19 protein-coding genes are annotated in these 20521 nt (G+C 72.7%); 11 read left to right on the top strand and 8 right to left on the bottom strand.

The annotated features are described in order from the left end of the window. The first annotated feature begins 14 nt into the window (after positions 1–14). Both kduI and ABGB17_RS13775 read left to right on the top strand, forming a co-directional pair. Positions 15–830: a 5-dehydro-4-deoxy-D-glucuronate isomerase gene (kduI, locus tag ABGB17_RS13780; RefSeq protein ID WP_347629210.1), complete on the top strand. Its 816-nt coding sequence runs from the start codon at positions 15–17 to the stop codon at positions 828–830. Further along, on the top strand, positions 827–1597 hold the full coding sequence (locus ABGB17_RS13775; protein WP_347629208.1) for an SDR family oxidoreductase: 771 nt from the start codon (positions 827–829) through the stop codon (positions 1595–1597). Before kduI ends, ABGB17_RS13775 begins: the two co-directional genes overlap by 4 nt. A 50-nt stretch (positions 1598–1647) precedes the next feature. Here the strand turns inward: ABGB17_RS13775 and ABGB17_RS13770 are convergent, their stop codons facing one another. From ABGB17_RS13770 to ABGB17_RS13755, 4 genes are read right to left on the bottom strand one after another with little or no spacing between them, the layout of a single operon-like run. Then, positions 1648–2406 carry a GNAT family N-acetyltransferase gene (locus ABGB17_RS13770; protein WP_347629202.1) on the bottom strand — a complete coding sequence of 253 codons (759 nt, stop codon included), beginning with the start codon at positions 2404–2406 and terminating at the stop codon, positions 1648–1650. Positions 2407–2416: 10 nt separating this feature from the next. After that, positions 2417–3388: an NAD(P)-dependent alcohol dehydrogenase gene (locus ABGB17_RS13765; RefSeq protein WP_347629199.1), complete on the bottom strand. Its 972-nt coding sequence runs from the start codon at positions 3386–3388 to the stop codon at positions 2417–2419. 16 nt (positions 3389–3404) lie between these two features. Next, positions 3405–4169, bottom strand: a complete 765-nt coding sequence (locus tag ABGB17_RS13760; protein ID WP_347629197.1) for an IclR family transcriptional regulator — start codon at positions 4167–4169, stop codon at positions 3405–3407. 40 nt (positions 4170–4209) lie between these two features. Continuing rightward, positions 4210–5148 (bottom strand): sugar kinase, encoded by a 939-nt coding sequence (locus ABGB17_RS13755; RefSeq protein WP_347629195.1) that lies wholly within the window; start codon positions 5146–5148, stop codon positions 4210–4212. A 75-nt stretch (positions 5149–5223) separates the two neighbouring features. On the opposite strand from ABGB17_RS13755, the gene ABGB17_RS13750 reads away from it, so the two are divergent. Beyond that, complete coding sequence (locus ABGB17_RS13750) at positions 5224–5409, top strand: tautomerase family protein (RefSeq protein ID WP_184984263.1); 186 nt, start codon at positions 5224–5226, stop codon at positions 5407–5409. A 62-nt stretch (positions 5410–5471) separates the two neighbouring features. Here ABGB17_RS13750 and ABGB17_RS13745 read toward each other — a convergent pair whose 3' ends face one another. Next, positions 5472–6971, bottom strand: a complete 1500-nt coding sequence (locus tag ABGB17_RS13745; protein WP_347629193.1) for a sodium:solute symporter family protein — start codon at positions 6969–6971, stop codon at positions 5472–5474. Between the two features lie 131 nt (positions 6972–7102). On the opposite strand from ABGB17_RS13745, the gene ABGB17_RS13740 reads away from it, so the two are divergent. The 6 genes from ABGB17_RS13740 (at position 7103) to ABGB17_RS13715 (ending at position 13743) form a co-directional block, all read left to right on the top strand. Continuing rightward, complete coding sequence (locus tag ABGB17_RS13740; RefSeq protein ID WP_347629191.1) at positions 7103–9637, top strand: DNA translocase FtsK 4TM domain-containing protein; 2535 nt, start codon at positions 7103–7105, stop codon at positions 9635–9637. A 113-nt stretch (positions 9638–9750) separates the two neighbouring features. Beyond that, positions 9751–10500, top strand: coding sequence for a helix-turn-helix domain-containing protein (locus tag ABGB17_RS13735; RefSeq protein WP_347629189.1), 750 nt, complete (start codon positions 9751–9753; stop codon positions 10498–10500). A gap of 121 nt (positions 10501–10621) precedes the next feature. Beyond that, on the top strand, positions 10622–12028 hold the full coding sequence (gene rimO / locus ABGB17_RS13730; protein ID WP_347629187.1) for a 30S ribosomal protein S12 methylthiotransferase RimO: 1407 nt from the start codon (positions 10622–10624) through the stop codon (positions 12026–12028). Continuing rightward, positions 12025–12630 (top strand): CDP-diacylglycerol--glycerol-3-phosphate 3-phosphatidyltransferase, encoded by a 606-nt coding sequence (pgsA, locus tag ABGB17_RS13725; protein ID WP_347629185.1) that lies wholly within the window; start codon positions 12025–12027, stop codon positions 12628–12630. The genes rimO and pgsA overlap by 4 nt, the downstream gene beginning before the upstream one ends. Next, the gene (locus ABGB17_RS13720) at positions 12627–13124 is read left to right on the top strand and encodes a nicotinamide-nucleotide amidohydrolase family protein (protein WP_347629183.1); all 498 of its coding nucleotides are present in this window, start codon (positions 12627–12629) and stop codon (positions 13122–13124) included. The genes pgsA and ABGB17_RS13720 overlap by 4 nt, the downstream gene beginning before the upstream one ends. Before the next feature lie 253 nt (positions 13125–13377). Next, complete coding sequence (locus ABGB17_RS13715) at positions 13378–13743, top strand: helix-turn-helix transcriptional regulator (protein ID WP_279778349.1); 366 nt, start codon at positions 13378–13380, stop codon at positions 13741–13743. Between the two features lie 331 nt (positions 13744–14074). Here the strand turns inward: ABGB17_RS13715 and ABGB17_RS13710 are convergent, their stop codons facing one another. The 3 genes from ABGB17_RS13710 to ABGB17_RS13700 are packed head-to-tail and all read right to left on the bottom strand — an operon-like array spanning position 14075 to position 17317. Continuing rightward, a complete protein-coding gene (locus ABGB17_RS13710; protein WP_347629180.1) occupies positions 14075–14863 on the bottom strand; it encodes a DNA-formamidopyrimidine glycosylase family protein in 789 nt (262 codons plus the stop codon). A gap of 1 nt (position 14864) precedes the next feature. After that, entirely contained in the window at positions 14865–15314 is a 450-nt protein-coding gene (locus ABGB17_RS13705) for an Rrf2 family transcriptional regulator (protein ID WP_347629178.1), read from the bottom strand. Positions 15315–15322: 8 nt separating this feature from the next. Further along, entirely contained in the window at positions 15323–17317 is a 1995-nt protein-coding gene (locus ABGB17_RS13700) for an endonuclease/exonuclease/phosphatase family protein (RefSeq protein WP_347629176.1), read from the bottom strand. A 142-nt stretch (positions 17318–17459) separates the two neighbouring features. On the opposite strand from ABGB17_RS13700, the gene ABGB17_RS13695 reads away from it, so the two are divergent. Both ABGB17_RS13695 and ABGB17_RS13690 read left to right on the top strand, forming a co-directional pair. Then, entirely contained in the window at positions 17460–18638 is a 1179-nt protein-coding gene (locus ABGB17_RS13695) for an ROK family transcriptional regulator (RefSeq protein WP_347629174.1), read from the top strand. Positions 18639–18771: 133 nt separating this feature from the next. Beyond that, entirely contained in the window at positions 18772–20451 is a 1680-nt protein-coding gene (locus tag ABGB17_RS13690; protein ID WP_347629172.1) for a substrate-binding domain-containing protein, read from the top strand. The last annotated feature ends 70 nt before the right edge of the window (positions 20452–20521 follow it).

The following is a 20521-nucleotide window of genomic DNA, read 5'->3' as shown; positions in this document are numbered from 1 at the left end:
ATGGAATTGGAGGCATGGTGGAGATACGGCACGCGACCGCGCCCGACCAGGTGCCCGGCATGACGACCGACCGGCTGCGCGCCCGGTTCCTCGCCGAGGACCTGTTCGCCCCCGGGGAGATCAAGCTCGTCTACTCGCACGAGGACCGCATCGTGATCGGCGGCGCGTACCCCGGGGACACGGCCCTGGAACTGCCCTGCCCGGACCCGCTGCGCGCCGAGTACTTCCTCGAGCGGCGCGAGCTCGGCGTGGTGAACGTCGGCCGCCCCGGCACGGTCACCGTGGACGGCACGGCCCACGACCTCGGCGCCAAGGAGTGCCTGTACGCCGGACGGGGCTCGCGCTCGGTGACCTTCACCGGCGGGCCGTTCTACCTGGTCTCCACCCCCGCGCACGGCGACCACCCCACCGTCAAGGCGGGCCTCGACGACGCCGAGCCGGTCCGCCTCGGCGGGCAGGAGGGCTCCAACGAGCGCACCATCCACAAGTACATCCACGCCAAGGGCATCCAGAGCTCCCAGCTCGTGCTCGGCGTGACCGTGCTCGCCCCCGGCAGCATGTGGAACACCATGCCGTGCCACACGCACGAGCGGCGCACCGAGGTCTACTTCTACTTCGACCTGCCCGAGGACCAGCGGATCGTCCACCTCATGGGCCGGCCGGACGAGACCCGCAACCTGATCGTCGCCGACCGCCAGGCCGTCATCTCGCCGTGCTGGTCGGTGCACTGCGGGTTCGGCACCCGCAACTACTCCTTCGTCTGGGCGATGGGCGGCGAGAACCAGGCGTACGAGGACATGGAGCAGGTCGCGATCGGCGAGATGCGATGACGTCCTCGCCGGTGGAGGAGATGTTCTCCCTGGCGGGCCGCACCGCCCTGGTCACCGGCAGCCGCACGGGCATCGGCCGCGCCGTCGCCCTCGGCCTCGCCCGGGGCGGCGCGGACGTCGTGCTGCACGGCCACCACGACGACCTGGACGAGGTGGAGGCTGAGATCCGCGAACTGGGCCGGCGGACCTGGCGGTGGGTCCACGACCTGTCCGACGTGGAGCGCCTCCCCGAGGCCGTCGCCGCCCTGCTGGAGCGCCACCGCGTCGACATCCTCGTCAACAACGCCGGGATCATCCGCCGCGCCCCCGCCGCCACCCACTCCTACGACGACTGGCGCGACGTCCTCACGGTGAACCTCGACGCCGTCTTCCTGCTCACCAGGGCCGTCGCCGCCCCCATGCTGGAGCGAGGCGCCGGCAAGATCATCATGATCGCGTCGATGTTGTCCTTCCAGGGCGGCGTCACCGTGCCCGGCTACACCGCCTCCAAGCACGCCCTCGCCGGCCTGACCCGGGCCCTGGCCTGCGAATGGGCCGCCGCCGGCGTCCAGGTCAACGCGATCGCCCCCGGCTACATCGCCACGAACAACACCGAGGCCCTGCGTGCCGACCCCGGCCGTGAACCCGCCATCCGCGCCAGGATCCCGGCCGGCCGCTGGGGCACCCCCGAGGACCTGGCGGGCGCCGCCGTCTTCCTCGCCTCCCCGGCCGCCGCCTACGTCAACGGCCACGTCCTCGCCGTGGACGGCGGCTGGCTGGCCCGCTGAGGGCTGCGCTCACCGCGCCGGCCGGGAGGGGGCGACGGGGCCGGGGAGGGTCACTCCGCCGTGCGGTAGTGGTAGCCGCACACCTCGCGGAAGCCCATGCCGTCGTACAGGCGCAGGGCCGGGGTGTTGTCGCACTCCACCTGGAGGTACATGCGGCCGGCGTCGCGGGCGACGGCCCAGGTGGCCAGGGCGGCGAGGACGGCGCGGCCGGCGCCCCGGCCCCGGGCCTCGGGGAGGGTGGCCATGCCGAACACCCCCGCCCAGCCGGTGTCGGTGACCGCGCGGCCCACGGCGACGACGTCGTCGCCGATCATCGCGGAGGCGTACGCGCACGCGCCACGCACGCGGCCGAGCAGGTCCCACGCGGAGCGGGAGTCGCCGCCGTGCTCCTCCACGGCCTGCCACACCTCGAACCACGCGCGCGTCGGCCGGTCGTCGAGGCGGACCCGCGGCGCGCCCGCGGGTGCCCGCCGCGCGACCTGCTCCGAGGGCGCCACCTGTAACGACACCGGGCTCTTGCGGCGGTAGCCCCGCTCCGCGAGCACGGCGTCCAGGCCGTCCGGGCAGGCCCCGGGGCTGATCTGGAAGCGCGCGGCGGCGTCGCGCGCGGCGTAGAACTCCTCGGCCCGGTCGACCCGGCGGGCCAGCTCGCCCGGCTCGGTGTCCCCGTGCGGCAGTACCGTGCCCACCCACCAGGCGCAGCTCGGGGCGTGGCGCAGCCACCACCCGTCGGCGTCCTCGACGTGCTCGGCGGGCAGGGCCCGTGCCGCCCTCTCCTGCAGGCCCCGCACCGTCACTTGACCGCTCATGGGCGGAACCTTAGTCCGGGTGCCCCACGACGATGACGACGTTTCCCGTTTTCCGCCCGCTCTCGACGTAGCGGTAGGCGTCCACGATCTCGTCGAGCGGGTAACGCCGGTCGATCACCGGCGTGAACCTCCCGGTCTCGATCAGCTCCTTGAAGTACAGGGCCGTCGCGGGACCGTGACTCGGGATGGGGAACCTGACCTTCCTGCCGCCGAACAGCGGCGTGACCAGGGCGAGGAGAAGGTTCTGCCAGAACGGGCCGACGTCGGAGGCGATGTAGACGCCGCGTGGCTTCAGCAGGCGGCGGCAGCGGCCGAACGTGCTCTTGCCGACGGCGTCGATGACGGCGTCGTAGCGGTGGGGGTCCTTGGTGAAGTCCTCGGCGGTGTAGTCGATGACCCGCGTGGCGCCGAGGCTCCGCACCAGGTCGAGGTTCTTGGTGTCGCAGGTCGCCGTCACCTCGGCGCCCATGGCCCGCAGGAGCTGGACCCCCGCGGACCCGATGGCCCCGGTGGCGCCGTTCAGCAGCACGCGGTGGCCGGCCTCGACCTTCGCCCCTTTGATCATCGTGAGGGCGTAGTGGGACCCCTCGGTGCTCGGGGCCGCCTCCTCGTAGCTCAGGCCCTCGGGGACGAGGGCCAGCGTGCCGGTCTGCGCGATCGTCATGTACTGGGCCTGGGTGCCGAACGTCTTGTCGTTGAATCCGAACACCCGGTCGCCGGGCCGGAATGCCGTGACTCCGGGGCCGACCTCTTCGACCTCGCCGGCGAACTCGGTGCCGAGGATCGTCAGCTTGGGCCGTGCGAGGCCGAGGGCGAACCTGTAGATGAAGGGCTTGGCCGCCCGGACCCCGCAGTCGCTGCGGTTGACCGTCGCGGCGCGCACCTTGATAAGTAACTCGCCCTCCTTGACGGAGGGCTTGGCGGTCTCGCCGACGCGGACCACTTCAGGGGAGCCGTACCTGGTGCGTATCGCGGCCTTCATGGCCGGAGTCTAACGATCAGCGGCTGAGAGCGGCCTGAGGGGCGCCGAGGGCCAGGGAGACGTCCCGGGCGGCGGCGACGACCGCCGGGGCCAGCTCCTCCAGGGCGGCGCGGCTCATGTCCATGGCGAGCGCCGAGATGGAGATGCCGCCGAGCACCGCGCCGGTGTGGTCGAACACGGCGGCGCCGACGCACCGCACCCCCGGCTCGTTCTCCTCGTCGTCCAGGGCGTGGCCCGCGGCGCGGACGTCCTTCAGGTGGGCGAGCAGCTCCTCGACCCCGGTGCGGGTGCTGGGCGTGAGGGCCGGAAGGCCGGTGCGGGCGCAGACGGCCCGCACCTCGGCGTCGGGCAGCTCGGCGAGGATGGCCTTGCCGATGGCCGTGCTGTGCAGCCGCAGGCTCATGCCGACCCGCGACGGCATCTGGTAGGGCCGGCGCCCCTCCAGCTTGGCGACGTACACGGCCTCGTCGCCGCCGCGGATGCCGAAGTGGGTGGTGTAGCCGGTGCTCTCGTGCAGGGCACGCAGCGCGGCGTCGGCCTGGCGCGCCGGGTCGAACCTGCTCATGACCTTGCCCGCGAGGGTGAGGATGCGCGGCCCCGGCTCGTAGCCCCCCGCGCCGTCCGGCCGGGCGAAGCCCCACTCGACGAGCGACTGCAGGATGCGGTGCACGGTCGACTTGGAGACGCCGGTCGCCGCGGCGATGTCGGTCACCCGGTGGTGCTCGGCGATCGCCTCGAGCACCGCGAGCGCCTTGTCGATGGAGCTGCCTTCCCTGACCACCCCCTGAGCCTACTAACAGCCGATCGCCCCGGGGAGCGGCTCAGGGCCGGGGGGCGGAGTCGACGAGGCGGTCGATCTCCTCGGCGGTGGCGACCTTCCCGGTGCCGCCCCGGCCGGTGAGGCTGATCGAGGCGGCCGCGGCGCCCGCACGGACGGCGCCGGGCAGGCGGTCGCCCCGGGCGAGGCGGGCCGCGAGCACGCCCGCGAAGGCGTCGCCCGCGCCGGTCTGGTCCACGACCTCGCCGGGCGGGATCGCCGGGACGTCCTCCATGTGGCCGTCCCCGGCGGCGAGCAGCACCCCTTGGGGACCGCGGGTGACGGCGACGGCGCGGGTCCCGAGGCGCAGGCACGCGCGGGCCGCCTCGCGCGGGTCTGCCGTGCCGAGCAGCGGCAGGCTGTCGCCGGGGCAGGACGGCGTCATCACGTCCACGTGCGGCGCGAGGTCGGTGAGGAACCGGGCGGCGGCGAACGGCGTGGTGAGCCGCGACCGGAAGTTCGGGTCGTACACCACCGTGCCCCCCGCGGCGCCCACGGCCACGGCGGCGTACCGCACGGCCTGCGCGCACGAGGCGGACAACGCGGCGGTGATGCCGCTGACCACCAGCACCGACGCCCGCGCCAGCGGGATCCGCGCCAGGTCGGCGGGCGCCATGCGGGAGGCCGCGCTGCCCGCCCGCAGGTACGCGAAGGCGCGCTCGCCGCTCGGGTCCGCGCCGACGGCGTACGCGCCGGTGGAGCCCGGCCCGCGTGCCATCCAGGTGGTGTCGACGCCGCGCCGCCGGGCGAACGCGATCAGCCGCTCGCCGAACTCGTCGTCCCCCACCAGCGTGACCAGGGTGGCGTGCGCGCCCGCGGCGGCGGCCGCCACGGCGGCGTTGAGCGCGTCGCCGGAGAACGACAGGTGGAAGGTGTCCGCGTCGGTCAGCGGTGCGGATGCCGAGAACTCGACCAGCGGCTCGCCGATCACCACCACGTCCACGCCGGATCTCCTTATTGGTTCATGTAGTGGAATTTGGTGTTATGTAATGCAACACATCTGCGACCGGAGGACATCATGCCGAACATCACCGTGGAACTGCTGTCGGGCCGGACGATGGACCAGCGCCGGGAGTTCGTGGCGGCGGTCACCGAGGCCGCCGTGGACATCCTGAAGGCGCGCCGCGAGGCGGTCCGCATCGTGTTCTGGGAGATCGAGAAGTCGGACGTCGCCAACGGCGGCACCCTGGAGTCGGACAAATAACCCTAGCCGACGAGCGCGGGCGCGGGGCGGGAGGGCACCCTTCTCCCGCCCCGCACCTCGTGTCACGCCACGGCGGCCGTGGAGCGCTCGCCGGGGGAGTCGGAGCCGAGGGAGTCGACCAGCTCGTCCCGGTCCGGACGGTTCTCCGGCTTCAGCAGGCCGATCACCACGTAGAGAATCAGTGAGGTCACCAGCGGCGCCGCGACCACCAGCGTCTGGTCGGCCGAGGCGACCACCCACTTGACGACCACCCACACGCCGAGCCCCGCCGCCCAGGAGATGATGGCCGCGGTCGGGCCGCTGCGCTTGAACCACGGCAGCAGGCCGAGCATCAGCGGGATCGAGATCGGGCCCATGGTGGCCGCCACGACGTCCACCACGATCTTCAGGACCACGCCCTGGCCCTGCGTGGTGATCGCGATGACCATGCTGACGGCCACGAACAGGAACGTCGTGATCCGCGCGAGCCGCAGCGCCCCCTCGCGCGACATGTCGCGCACCCGCCTGACGAACACCGGCAGCATGTCGCGGGTGATGACCGCGGAGATCACGTTGGCGTCGGAGGACACCATCGCCATCGTGTGCGAGAAGAAGCCGGCGAGCACCAGGCCGATGAGGCCCGCCGGCAGCAGCTCCTGCGCCAGCCGCACGTAGGACTGGTCGGAGTCGGCGAGACCGGGCACGATCAGCGGCGCCGCGAACATCGGGATGAACAGGATCAGCGGCCAGACCAGCCACAACGCGCTGGACAGCAGCGCCGCCCGCTTGGCCTGCGAGCCGGACGGCGCGCCCATGTAGCGCTGGGCCAGGTTCCACATGCCGCCGTTGTACTCGAACGTCTTGATCAGCAGGAACGCGAAGAAGTAGGTCGTGGTGTACGGCCCGGTGAGCGGGTCGCCGTGCCCCTCGGGCAGCCGGTCCCACATGGTCCACAGGGTCGACACGCCGCCGAGGTGGCCGAGCACCGCGACGAACATCACCACACCGGCCACCGCCTGGATGACGAACTGCCCGAAGTCGGTGAGCACGTCCGCCCACAGCCCGCCGACCGTCACGTAGATGACGGTGACCGCGCCGGTGAGCGCGATGCCGTACTGGATGGGGATGCCGGCGAAGCCCTTGAGCAGCACCGAGATGGCCACCCACTTGGCCGCGATGTCCACGACCTTCAGCAGGGCGCCGCTGTAGGCCATGACCTGCTGGGTCGGCAGGTTGTAGCGCCGGGTCAGGTACTCCAGCGGCGAGACGACGCCGTGCTTGGACCGCAGCCGGTTCCAGCGCGCAGCGAACAGGAAGGCCCCGATGCCGACACCGATGCCGATGGTCATCGCCCACCAGACGTACACGGTCAGCCCGTGGTCGTACGCGACGGCCGCGAAGGCGACGAACATGACCGCGCTGTAGCCCGACATGTGATGGGAGATCCCCGACAACCACCAGGGGATCCTGCCGCCGGCCGTGAAGTAGTCGATCACGCTCTTGATGCGGTTCTTGGACCACACCCCGATGAGGACCATCACCGCGAAGTAGGCCCCCAGCACGGACCAGTCGAGTGCGGACATCTCACTCCTCCTTCCAACGTCTCGTTGGATGGAGATTCCATTACACGGAACGTCATGTCAATACATAGAACACAGGTGAGATCCGGCGCGCCTCCTCAGGCAGAGGAGGCACCGTGCGTACCCTCGGTACCATGGCCACCCGTACGTCGAAATCCACCCAAAAGGGGTCGGCGAAGCGGTCCGCGCCGTCGCGTACGTCCCCCGCCAAGCGCCCGCCCGCCAAGGCCGCGCGGTCATCGGGCGCACGCTCCGGCGGCCGCGCCCCGGCCCGCCCGGCGCACACCCAGCCCGACCCGATCGGCTGGGTGTTCCTCGCGATCGGCAAACTCTTCGCCGGAGTGTGGCTGCTCTTCGCCAACGGCATCGGCACCGCCGCCCGCGCGTTCGGCAAGCAGGCCCGCGAGCTGGACCCGGCGCACCGCCGCGACGGCCTCGGCCTCGCCGTGCTCGCCGGGGCGATCGTGCTGGCCGCCATGACCTGGCGCACCGGCCAGGGCACGGTCGCGACCGTGGTGACCGCGGTGCTGCGCGGGGTGCTCGGCTCGCTGGCGTGGTCGGTGCCCGTCCTGCTCGCGCTGATCGCCTGGCGGCTGCTGCGCCACCCCGACCAGAACGCCGACACGGGGCGCATGATCATCGGGTGGACCGCCCTGCTCGCCGGGGTGCTCGGCATCGTGCACGTGGCCCACGCCACGCCCTACCCCTCCGGGCCCGCGCCGACCGACGGCATGGACAAGCTCTCCGCGGCGGGCGGCATGATCGGGTTCATCGTGTCCGCACCGCCCTCCAGCGTGCTGCCGGCCTTCATCACGATCCCGCTGCTCATGCTGCTGTCCGGGTTCGGCGTGCTGGTGATCACCGCCACGCCGGTGCACCGGGTGCCCGAGCGGCTCGCCGAGATCCACCACATGCTGTTCCAGAAGCGCCCCGCCGGCGACGCCAAGCCGCCCGTCAAGCGCTCCCGCCGGCCCCGCGCCACACCGCCGGGGGAGGGGGACGGCGAGGTCGGCGAGCACGTCAAGCCGTACGACACGCCGCTGGTCGAGGACGGTCCCGGCCGGCGCCCCGACCACTCGCCGGAGATCGTGCCGGGTCTCGTGGACGACGAGCCGCCCCCGCCCGTGGAGCATCGGCCCGTCGAGCCGCCGCCGCCCACCCCGGCGCCCCGCAAGGTCGAGCAGCTCGTGCTGTCCTCCCAGGAGGGCCCCTACGTGCTGCCCGACGTCGGCACGCTGCGGCCGGGCACGCCGCCGAAGCCGCAGACCAAGGCCAACACCCTCGTGGTGAACGCCCTCAGCAGCGTGCTGGAGCAGTTCACCATCGACGCCCAGGTGGTCGGGTTCACCCGCGGCCCGACGGTCACCCGCTACGAGATCGAGCTCGGCCCCGCCGTGAAGGTCGAGAAGGTCACCGCGCTCACCAAGAACATCGCGTACGCCGTGAAGTCCGCCGACGTGCGCATCCTGTCCCCGATCCCCGGCAAGTCGGCCATCGGCGTCGAGATCCCCAACACCGACAAGGACCTCGTCAGCCTGGGCGACGTGCTGCGCTCCCAGGTGGCGCAGGCCGACCACCACCCGATGATCGTGGGCCTCGGCAAGGACGTCGAGGGGCGCACCATCGTCGCCAACCTCGCCAAGATGCCGCACATCCTCATCGCGGGCGCCACCGGCGCGGGCAAGTCGACCTGCATCAACGGTCTCATCTGCTCGGTGCTGATGCGCGCCACCCCCGACGAGGTGCGCATGGTGCTGGTGGACCCCAAACGGGTCGAGCTCAACACCTACGAGGGCATCCCCCACCTCATCACCCCGATCATCACCAACCCCAAGAAGGCCGCCGAGGCCCTGGAGTGGGTGGTCGGCGAGATGGACCGCCGCTACGACGACCTCGCCGCCAGCGGCTTCCGCCACGTGGACGACTTCAACAAGGCGGTGCGCGCGGGCAAGCTGACCGCCCCGCCCGGCAGCGAACGGGTGTACCAGCCCTACCCCTACCTGCTGGTGATCGTGGACGAGCTGGCCGACCTGATGATGGTCGCCCCCCGCGACGTCGAGGACTCCATCGTCCGCATCACCCAGCTCGCCCGGGCCGCGGGCATCCACCTGGTGATCGCCACCCAGCGTCCCAGCGTGGACGTGGTGACCGGCCTGATCAAGGCGAACGTGCCGTCACGGCTCGCGTTCGCCACCTCCTCGCTCGCCGACTCGCGGGTCATCCTCGACCAGCCGGGCGCCGAGAAGCTCGTCGGGCAGGGTGACGCGCTGTTCCTGCCGATGGGCGCCAGCAAGCCCATGCGCCTGCAGAACGCGTTCGTCTCCGAGAAGGAGATCAACGACATCGTCGCGCACTGCAAGGCGCAGATGCAGGCCGAGTACCGCGACGACGTCGCCGTCGTCGCGGCCGCCAAGAAGGAGATCGACGAGGAGATCGGCGACGACCTCGACCTGCTGGTGCAGGCCGCCGAGCTGATCGTCACCACCCAGTTCGGCTCCACCTCCATGCTCCAGCGCAAGCTGCGCGTCGGGTTCGCCAAGGCCGGCCGCCTGATGGACCTGCTGGAGAGCAGGAACGTCGTCGGCCCGAGCGAGGGCTCCAAGGCCCGCGAGGTGCTCGTCAAGCCGGATGAACTGCCCGGCCTGCTCGCCGACTTGCGCGGAGGGTGACCCCTCCGCGCTCCCCCCGCACGATAACTGGTTGAATATGAATGACTACGCATCGTCGGAATGTGGGAAATGGGAAAGTGGGCGGGAGCGCGGGCGCCCGGCGAGGGGGACGCATGAGCATCGGGGTGACGCTGGCCGCGGCACGCAACGCGGCGGGCATGACGGTCGCGCAACTTGCCGGCCGTACGCGGATCAGGGAGACGGTGATCTACGCCATCGAGCGGGACGACTTCTCGATGTGCGGCGGCGACTTCTACGCCCGGGGCCACGTGCGCAACATCGCGCGGACGCTCGGGCTCGACCCCGACGCGATCGTGCACCAGTTCGACGAGGAGCACGGCGGCGCGCCGCGCCCGGTGCGGGCCGCCGCCGTCTTCCAGGCCGAGAGCCGCATCAAGCTGCGCGAGCGGCGCAGCCCCAACTGGTCCGCCGCCATGGCCATCGCCCTGGCCATCGTCGCGGTGTTCGGCGTCACCCGGGTGATGAGCGGGTCGGGCACCCCGGTCGCCACGGTGGAGGGCGTCAAGCCCACCCCCACCGCCAAGGCCCCGGCGCCGCCGTCACGGCCGCCCGCCGCCGCCAAGGCCCCCGTCGCGCCGGTCAGCGACATGGTGACGCTCCAGGTGAAGGCCACCAAGCCCTCATGGCTGGAGGTCAGCGACAGCAAGGGCAGACAGATGTTCCGCGGCACCCTGCCCGCGGGCGTCACCTCCACCTGGAAGGCCCGCAACAGGGTGCAGGTCACCATCGGCAACGCCGGCGGCGTCGTGCTGAAGGTCAACGGCAAACGCCTCGGTGTGCCGGGCAAGGCGGGCGAGCTCGTCACCCGGTCGTTCGGCCCGGAGCCGCCGCGCTCGCGGTGATCGCGGGTGCCGGAGCCATGCCCGTTCGGCATCACCGCTCGTCGCGTCAGGCGGGGATACCGGCGCAACTACGGGGGGAGTGCGCCGTGCGGGGGCTGACTGCCGATACCGTAGAGCCATCATGTCTTCCCGCCGAACCGCATCGCTGATCACACTGGGCTGCGCGCGCAACGAGGTCGACTCCGAGGAGCTGGCCGCGCGCCTGGAGGCCGCCGGGTGGCGGCTCGACGACGACCACCCCGACGTCGTCGTCGTCAACACCTGCGGCTTCATCGACTCGGCGAAGAAGGACTCCATCGACACGCTGCTCGCCGCGGCGGACTCCGGCGCCAAGGTCGTCGCCGCGGGCTGCATGGCCGAGCGCTACGGCAAGGAGCTGGCCGACGCGCTGCCCGAGGCCGCCGCGGTCATCTCGTTCGACGACTACACCGACATCGGCGTCCGCCTGGACGACGTGGTGGCCGGCCGGTCGCTGACGCCGCACACGCCGCGGGACCGCCGCACGCTGCTGCCCATCACGCCTGTGGCGCGCGGGCAGCGCGCCGCGCACGTCCCCGGGCACGGCGACCTGCCCGCGGGCCTGGCGCCCGCCAGCGGCCCCCGCACGCTGCGCAAGCGCCTGTCCGGCGGGCCGGTGGCGTCGCTGAAGCTCGCCTCCGGGTGCGACCGGCGGTGCAGCTTCTGCGCCATCCCGGCGTTCCGCGGCGCGTACGTCTCCCGGCACCCCGAGGAGCTGCTGGCCGAGGCCGAGTGGCTGGCCGCCCACGGGGTCAAGGAGCTCGTGCTGGTCAGCGAGAACTCCACCTCCTACGGCAAGGACCTCGGCGACCTGCGGGCGCTGGAGAAGCTGCTGCCCGCGCTCGCCGCGGTCGACGGCGTGGAGCGGGTGCGGATCAGCTACCTCCAGCCCGCCGAGCTGCGCCCCGGCCTGATCGAGGTCATCGCCGGCACCGAGGGCGTCGCGCCGTACTTCGACCTGTCGTTCCAGCACGCCAGCGGCACGGTGCTGCGCCGCATGCGCCGGTTCGGCGACCCCGCGCGGTTCCTGGAGCTGCTGGAGTCGGTCCGCGCGCTGGCCCCCGAGGCGGGCGTGCGGTCCAACTTCATCGCCGGGTTCCCCGGCGAGACCGAGGAGGAGTTCGCCGATCTGGTGGGCTTCCTGGACGGCGCCCGGCTGGACGTCATCGGCGTGTTCGGGTACAGCGACGAGGAGGGCACCGAGGCCGCCGGGCTGGGCGGCAAGCTCAGCCAGGACGTCATCGACGAGCGGGTCGCGGTGCTCAGCGAGCTCGCCGAGGAGCTGACCGCCCAGCGGGCCGAGGAGCGCATCGGGACCGAGATCGAGGTCCTCATCGAGGAGGACCTCGGGGACGGCGGCTACGAGGGCCGTGCGGCCCACCAGGGGCCCGAGGTGGACGGCTCGGTGACCGTGCAGGGCATCGGGCTGGTGCCGGGGCAGATCGTGCGGGCCACGGTCGTGGACGCCGAGGGCGTCGACCTCATCGCCCGCATCAAGGCCGGGCCATGACGAACGACTCGGAGACCGGCACCGAGCCTCTCGCGTCGTCCACGGGCCGCCGGGTCAGCCCGTGGAACGTCGCCAATGTGCTCACCGTGCTCCGGCTGCTGGTGGTCCCGGTGTTCGTCGCCGGCATGTTCCTGGACGGCCCCGGCTGGCGGTACGCCGCGCTGGTGATCTTCCTGTTCGCCTCGCTCACCGACCAGCTCGACGGGTGGCTCGCCCGGCGGTACGGCCTGGTGACCGACTTCGGGAAGATCGCCGACCCGATCGCGGACAAGGCCCTGATCGGCGCCGCGCTGGTCACGCTGTCCATCCTCGGCGAGCTGCCCTGGTGGGTCACCGCCGCGATCCTCGCCAGGGAGGTCGGCGTCACCGCGCTGCGTGTCGCGGTGATCAGGCACGGCGTCATCCCGGCCAGCTACGGCGGCAAGGTGAAGACCGTGCTGCAGATCGTGGCCATCGCGCTGTACGTGCTGCCGGGCGTGCCGGAGCCGCTGCGGTGGGTGGCGATGGGCGCGGCGCTGGCCGTGACCGTGGTGACCGGAGCGGACTACGTCAACCGGGCGGTGCGGCTGCGGGCCGTGGCCCGGAAGGCGCGCGGCGGATGACCACCGCGGCGGCGGCCGGGGTGCTCGCGGCGCTGGTGCGCCGCGGGGCCACCGTGGCGGTCGCCGAGTCGCTGACCGGGGGGCTCCTCGGCGCCACGATCACCACGGCGGCGGGTGCCTCGGCGGCGTTCCGGGGCGGGGTGATCGCGTACGCGACCGACCTGAAGGCGGCGTTGCTGGGCGTTCCCGAAGATCTACTCGATCGGGAGGGTGCCGTGCACCCGGCGGTCGCGGCGGCCATGGCCCGCGGTGTCCGCGATCTCGCCCGCGCCACGTACGGGCTCGCCGTGACCGGCGTCGCGGGGCCGGACGAACAGGACGGCAAGCCCGTCGGTACCGTCCATATCGCGCTGAGCGGCCCGGAGCCGTCCTTATGGCATCGTGATGTGTCACTGGCCGGTTCCCGGGAACAGATCCGCGAAAACACCGTCAGGGAGAGTTTGGATCTTCTGAGAAGTGTGCTGGACACCACTGTGGGGGAACATACCGGATGATTACCGCGTTACGTCACCAGCGAACATGCTCAGCACGGTCTGCCGCCCTGCTGGTCGATGCAGGTACGGTGGAGCTGTGAGCGAGGTTCGTGACCCATCGGTGAGCAGTAGGTCCGGCGTGCGCCCGGCGACGGGGCCGAGCGAACCCAGGATGACGGCGAGGAGCATGCACGAAGGGCATTCGAAGAATGGGCGATACGAACCGACCGCGCGGAGCGTCGTGAAAACGCCTGCGCCCGGGAGGGAGCGACAGATGGTCCTGCTGCGTCAGCTGCTCGGTGACGTCCTGCGGCGGCTGCGGGTGCGGCAGGCGCGCACCCTGCGTGAGGTCTCCACCGTGGCCCGTGTGTCCCTCGGCTATCTGTCCGAGGTCGAGCGTGGCCAGAAAGAGGCCTCCTCGGAGCTGCTGGCCTCGATCTGCGGCGCTCTCGGCGTCCCGCTGTCGCAGGTGCTCCGCGAGGTGTCCGACCAGTTCGCACTGGCCGAACTCCAGCACGCACCCGTTCTGGCGGACGTTCCCGAACACGAGCGTCTACCCATCTCCGAGACCGTGTCCACCACGATCTCAGGTCCGGAATTCGACGGCTTCCCCGAAGTCAAGGACATGGTCGCCGCCTGACCACCCCGGCCACCTGAGTCCCGGCGCCCTGGCCCTCGCGACCGAGCGACGGTCCTAGCCGCCAAGCCCTCTACCACCTATGTCTCGCCCCGTCCCCCCCGCGAGACCTTTGGCGCCATGACGCGCCCCGGCACGCGGCCACACATCATTCACCCACCCCGGGCGCCAGGCCACCACACCCACCACACGGCCGCACCCAAGCCGCCGATCCCGCCCGCCCACACCCGGCTCCCGCGTGCACCCGCCACCCGCTGAAGCCCTCCGCGCGGCACCCCACCACCCCCTCAAGCCCACGCGCGGCACCCCACCACCGCTCAAGTCCCCCTCCTGGTCAGGGCTGGCAGTGGGGGCAGTAGTAGATCACTCGTTCGTAGGGGGCGTTCCCCAGTTCTCCGGTGAGGATGCGGGTGCCGCAGCGCAGGCACGGGCGGCCGGGGCGGCCGTAGGCCCAGAGGCGGCGGCCGGGGCGGGGGTCGCCTGTGGTCAGGGGGCCGCCGGGGGTGTCCTTGCCGGCGTCCAGGAGGCGGTGGGCCAGGGTCACCAGTTTCCGCAGGTCGGCCACCTCGGCCACGGGGCGGTGGGGGGAGACGCCGGCGAGGAACAGGGTCTCGGCGCGCCAGATGGTGCCGAGGCCCGCGACGTTGCGCTGGTCGAGCAACGCCTCGCCGATGGGCGTCGTGGGGTGGCGGGCCAGGTTGGCGGCGGCGTGGGCGGCGTGGGCCTGGGTCCAGGCGGGGTCCAGCAGGTCGGGGCCCAGGTGGCCCACCAGGCGGTGTTCCTCGGTGGTGGGGACCAGGTCGACCATGCCCAGTTTGACGCCGACGGCTTGGCGCACGTCGTTGACGAGGACCAGGCGTACGGCGTCGCCGCCGCGCACAGGGGTGCCGGCGCGCTGGATCCGCCAGCTTCCGTCCATGCGCAGATGGGTGTGGACGGTCAGGCCGCCCTCCACCCGGGTCAGCAGGTGTTTGCCGCGGGGGACGGTGGTCAGCACGGTGCGGCCGGAGAGGTCCGCCGTGGCGTACCGGGGCACGCGGAAGTCGCTGCGGGCCAGGACGCGGCCGTCCAGGGCGGCGCGCAGGCGGGCCGCGGTCCGGTGGACGGCGTCGCCCTCCGGCATGTCAGTCCCAGGCGGCGGGGTCGGCCGAGAGCTCCATCACCCGGGCGGGCAGCACGCCTGAGGCGATCTGCTCCAGGGTGACCTCTTCGAGGATCATGCGCTCGCTGGCGCGCAGCGCGATCCACACCTCCTGCAACGAGCGGGCCGCGCCCCGGTAGCCGACGTGCTCGGGCCGCTCGCCGCGCACGTTGGCCAGCGGGCCGTCCACGGCGCGGATGACGTCGGCCAGCGTGATCTGCCCGGCCGGCCGGGCGAGCACGTACCCCCCTTCGGGGCCGCGCTGACCACGGACGAGGCCCGCCCGCCGCATCTGGAGCAGGATGTTCTCCAGGTACTTCGGGGGAAGGTCCTGCTCCTTGGCGAGCTCGCCCACCGTGGTGGGACCGCTGCCTGCCGCGGCCAGTTCGGCGGCGGCTCGCAGGGCGTAGTCGACGCGGGCGGAAAGTCGCATGTAGTTGATTATCCAGCCTGCGGCAGGTCGCTCAGCCGCACCCGTACGACAACGGGCAGGTGATCGGAGTACGGCACCCGCGGGACCTTCGCCGACACCGCGGTCAGCCCCGCCCCGAGAAGCACATGGTCGATTCGTTCGACCGGATCGTCCGCGGGTGACGTCGGCGGATCCCCCAGCCCCACCAGCGGATCCGTGAGCCCGGCATCCTCCAGCACCCGCATCTCCGGGGAGTCCTTGGTGACGTTGAGGTCTCCGGCCAGCAGCACGCGACGCGTCACCGGCTCCCCGGTGCCTCCCGCCGCCGGGCCCGCGCCGCCCGTGCCCGCCGCCTCGGTGGTGGCCCCGCGCGCGAGGTCCCGGGCGATGGCCGCGACCTCCGGCGCCTGCCCGGCCGGGGCCTGCAGATGGGTGTTGACGATCCCCACCTCCTGCCCGCCGACCTCCACGACCGCCGCCTGCGCCTGCGCGCCGGTCGGGTAGTCGTGCCGCCCGAGCGGATGGGAGGTGATCTGCCGCACCGGCAGGCCGGTGAGCAGCGCGTCCCCCCACAGCGCGTCGGCGGCCGGCGCGAAGTGGTACCGCATGCCGAGTCCCCTGGCGATCCTGGCCAGGTCGTCGTGCCCGCCGTTGAGCAGCCACCCCCGGTCCACCTCGCTCAGCAGCACCACGTCCGGCCGCTCACCGCGCGCCCAGTCCGCGATCTTGTCGAGGTCCAGCGTGCCGGAGAGCCCGAAGCCCATCCGGATGTTGTAGGCGATCAGCGTGAACTCCGGCCCCGCCACCGGCCGCACCTCGGGCAGCGGCCGCCAGGTCAGCGCCGCCACCGTCACCGCCGTCACCGCCGCCACCACAGCGAGCCGGTACGGCCGCGGCCGCGCCGCCGAGCCGGGGGAGCCCCGCCTGGCCGCCCGCGCCGCCACCAGGCCCACCAGCGCGCCGAGCACCGCGGGCACCACCGCGTTGGGGAAGCCCAGGTCGACGTCGTAGGCGGCGTAGTAGAGGAACACCGCCACCAGGAACACCAGCATCCCGCCGAGCAACGCCACCCCGCCCCGCGCGGGGCCGCCGGCCCGCGGCAGCCCGGCCGTCCCGAGGCAGGCCCCGAGCGCGGGCGCGGCCAGCAGGGCGATCAGCGGCGACTCCAGCGGCAGCAGCGCCCCCGCCGCCACCGGCAGCAGCACGGCCATGACCCAGGCCGGCCGGGGCGGCCGTACCGCGAAGGACACCAGCAGGAACTGGGCCGCCACCAGCGCCCCCGCCACGACGGCCACCTGCCACGGCCCCGCCTGCTCCGTGCCCGGCCGGTCCGCCAGCCCGAGCAGGGTGAGCAGCATCCCGTGTATCGCGACCACCGGCCCGAGCACGCCCCACACCCCGGCGGGCGCGAGGTCGCCGGAGGCCGTGACGTGCCACGCGCACACCAGGAAGACGACGCACACGAGGACGACCACGAGGTAGATCAGCGGGCCGTCCCGCCAGACCAGGTCCACCTGGTCCAGCGCCAGGTGCACCACCCCGGCCGCGGCCAGCCCACCCGCCAGCCCGGCGGGCACGGCCCGCCGCGGCGCGATCCTGGCGCACCCGTACAGGAAGACCAGCGCCGCGGTGACCCCCGTGCCGGCCAGGTAGAGCTGCGGCGGGCCGGCCGCCGGCTCCTGGAGCGCGAGGCGGCTCGCGCACAGCACCGCCGCCCCGCCGAGCAGCACCGCGCGCGGCCCGGTCAGGCGTGCCACCGGGATCGCGGCGAACGGAATCGCGAACCACAGCGCGGCGAACAGCCCCATACGTTCCGGGGGAGTGGACCCCGCCTGCCCGAACAGTGTGATCAGCGACGGCAGGAACACCTTGAGCACGTCGGTGAACAGCACCACGCCGAGGGCGATCGTGAGCGCCGCGGCCCGGCGCGGGGTGAGCGCGGCGGACAGGTAGGACGCGAGCGGGGAGCGCTCGGGGACGTCGGTGTCGGGGTCGCGCATGGGGCACTCCTCGGCCGGGGACATGAGTGATCCTCGGATCTGCCGGGGCCGAACGCAAGCCGACGCCGCAGGTGATGGCGCTAAACTCCCAGGAAGGTTTACCGAACGAACGGCCCGCCCGCTCTGGGGTAGACCGAACGGGGATCAGACGACAAGAAAGCATGCGATGGAGCGACGTCCTGGCGTGCCCAGGTTGCTGCGGGAGATCAACGACCGGGCCGCGCTGGAGCTGCTGCTCACCTCGGGTCCGCTGACCCGCGGGCAGATCGGTGACCTCACCGGCCTGTCCAAGGTCACCGCGTCCCAGACGCTGTCCCGGCTGGAGGAACGCGGCCTGGTCGAGGTGGTGGGGGAGCAGGCGGGCAACCGCGGGCCGAACGCCGCGCTGTACGGCGTCATCCCCTCGTCGGCTTACGTCGCGGGCCTGGACGTCGGCCCCGAGTCGGTCACCACCGCCATATCCGACATCAACGGCGAGGTCGTCGCCGAGGTCACGGTCCCGACCGACGGGCACGACGACCCGGTGGCGGTGGTGCACAACGCCGTCGTCAAGGCCTGCCGCTCGGCCAAGGTCGGCCTGTCCCGGCTCAAGAGCATCGTGATCGGCACCCCCGGCGTGGTCGACCCGCGCACCGGGGACGTGCGGTTCTCCTTCGACCTGCCGGGGTGGCACGAGGGCAGCCACGAGGCCCTGGCCCGGGACCTGCGGCGCCCGGTGACCATCGAGAACGACGTGAACCTCGCCGCCATAGCGGAGCGTTCCGAGGGCGCGGCCAAGGGCGTGGACGACTTCGTGCTGCTGTGGGTCGAACGGGGCGTCGGCCTCGCCGTGGTGCTCGGCGGGCGGCTGCACCGCGGGCGGTCCGGCAGCGCGGGGGAGATCGGCTACCTCCCGGTGCCCGGCGTGCCCACCGCCGGCGACGTGCGGGCCGTGCCGGGGCGCCTTCCCTCGCTGGCCGGCGGCCTGCAGTCACTGATCAGCGCCGAGGCGGTGGCCGAGTTCGCCGAGCCGTACGGCTTCGCGGGCGGCACCGCGGCCGACGCGGTGCGCGCCGCGGTCGAGAGCGGCCCGGCGGGCGCGGCGTTCCTGGACGAGCTGGCACATCGGCTCGCGCTCGGCGTCGCGTCGGTCTGCGTGGTGCTGGACCCCACCCTGGTCGTGCTGAACGGCGAGGTCGGGCGGGCCGGCGGCGACGAGCTGACCGGCAGGGTCGAGGAGGCCGTGGCCCGCATCTGCCCGATCCGCCCCGAGGTCGTGGTGAGCCAGGTACGCGGCCGCCCGGTGCTGCGCGGCGCCGTGCTGGCCGGGCTGGAGCAGGCGCGCGAGGAGATCTTCACGTCCTGAGCAGATGACCTTCCGGTCCGCTTCCCGGACGAACGGTGTCCGCTGGTTGAATTCCCAATGAACTGATCGCCCCTGTCGCGGCCGGTCGCCTCACGACCACGAGAATCGAAGCAGTCGCGAGGGGGTGGCATCGGTGGCCGTACTGGAGTGGCTGGCGAGGCTGGTCGACTTCCTCGGTGGCGCGGGCCCGGTGCTGTTCTCGATCGCCCTGCTGATCGCCACGCCGCACTTCGACCGGCTGCTCGTGCGCCGCAAACGCCTCGCGTTCCGCGTGCTGTACAACTCCAAGATCGGCCTTGGGCCCGAGACGCTGCACGACGGGGGCGACCCGGCGCGGTCGGGGCCGCCGCAACTGCGCCAGGTGATGCGGCTGCTGGACCGCATGAGCATGGTCGTCATCCGGATCCGCAACAGCGGCAGCTACGACATCGAACCCGACGACTTCGACACACCGCTGTCGTTCACCTTCGGCGGGCGCGTGGTGTGGAACGCCCGGGTGTCGGAGGCCAGCACACCCGAGCTGCGGGCCCGGCTGCGGGAGGCCCTGCGGTTCTTCTCCACCGAGGAGAACCCGCCGCCGCGCGACAACCTGCTGACCGTGCGGCAGCGGCTGTCGGAGCGCATGACCCGCTGGCTCGGGGCGCCGAGCGGGCAGGAGGTCGCCGAGCCGCACTGGCACGGGGTGCGCATCGACGGGCTGACGCTGCGGCCCGGGCAGAAGGCCAAGCTCGTCGTGGTGCTGCGCGAGCACGGGGACGACGACAAGGACGGGGACGTCACCAAGACGGTCGGGCACTCAGGGAAGCTGCGGGACGCCGGGCTGATCAAGGACGAGCGCATGCGGCGGCGGTTCACGCTGTCCCGGGTCAGCGGGGCGCTGGCCGCGGTGCTCACCGTCCTGCTGCTGCTCAGCCTGGTCTCCGACCCGCCGCGGGCCGACGGCAGCGTGGCGTGCGCCTCGGGGAACCTGCGGATCGAGGGCTCCACGGTGGTGATGCCGACGATGGAGACCATCCGCGACCAGTACGTCCGGGTGTGCGGGGACGACGCGCGGATCACCCTGGAGGACAACGGCTCGCTCGACGGGGTGCGCGGCGTCGTGGAGGCCGGCCCGGGGGAGGCGGACGAGCGCATCGCGTTCGCCGACGGCGTCAGCCAGTTCCACGACCGCCTCTACAGCCAGAAGATCGCGATCGTGGTCTTCTACGTGGTCGTCAACAGCGGCGTGAAGCTGACCACGCTGAGCACGGCCGACCTGCGCAAGATCTACGACGGCACCTGGACCGACTGGAGCCAGGTCCCCGGCGCGGGCTCCGGCTCCCTGCCCATCAGGATCGTCGGCCGCGGCGAGGACTCCGGCACCCGCAAACTCTTCGAGCGCCAGGTCCTCGGCGCCCCCGAAGGCTCCCTCTCCTCCGACCTCTGCCTGGAGAAGGACCGCGCCCCCGACGCCCCCACCGTCAGGTGCCAGCGCGACCACAACTCCGAGATCGTGCAGAAGATCGCCGACGTCCCCGGCGCCATCGGCTACTCCGACGCCCAGTCCCTGGTGGAAGCCCGCCGCGCCAACCGGGTGACGGCCCTCACCCTCGACGGCCGCGCCTTCGACACCTCGACGGCCGTCGACTCCGGCTACCCCTTCTGGACCGTCGAGTACCTGTACACCAAGTCCACCCCCACCCCCGGCACCCTGGCCGCGTCCTTCATCGACTTCCTCCGCCACCACCCCACAGCCCGAGCCCACCTCACCGACGCAGGCCTCCGCCCCTGCACCACCCCCGAGGGCCCCCTGCAACTCTGCACCCTCCGCTAGCCCTCCCGCAGCCTCCGCCCCCTCCCAGCCCCCCGCGGCCTCCGCCCCCTCTCGGCCGCCCCGGCCTCCC

It is taken from the genome of Sphaerisporangium sp. B11E5 (assembly GCF_039871875.1).
In the GTDB taxonomy this organism is placed as follows: domain Bacteria; phylum Actinomycetota; class Actinomycetes; order Streptosporangiales; family Streptosporangiaceae; genus Sphaerisporangium.
Note: the sequence above shows the minus strand (reverse complement) of the source record. Positions and strands in the feature narration are given on the sequence as shown.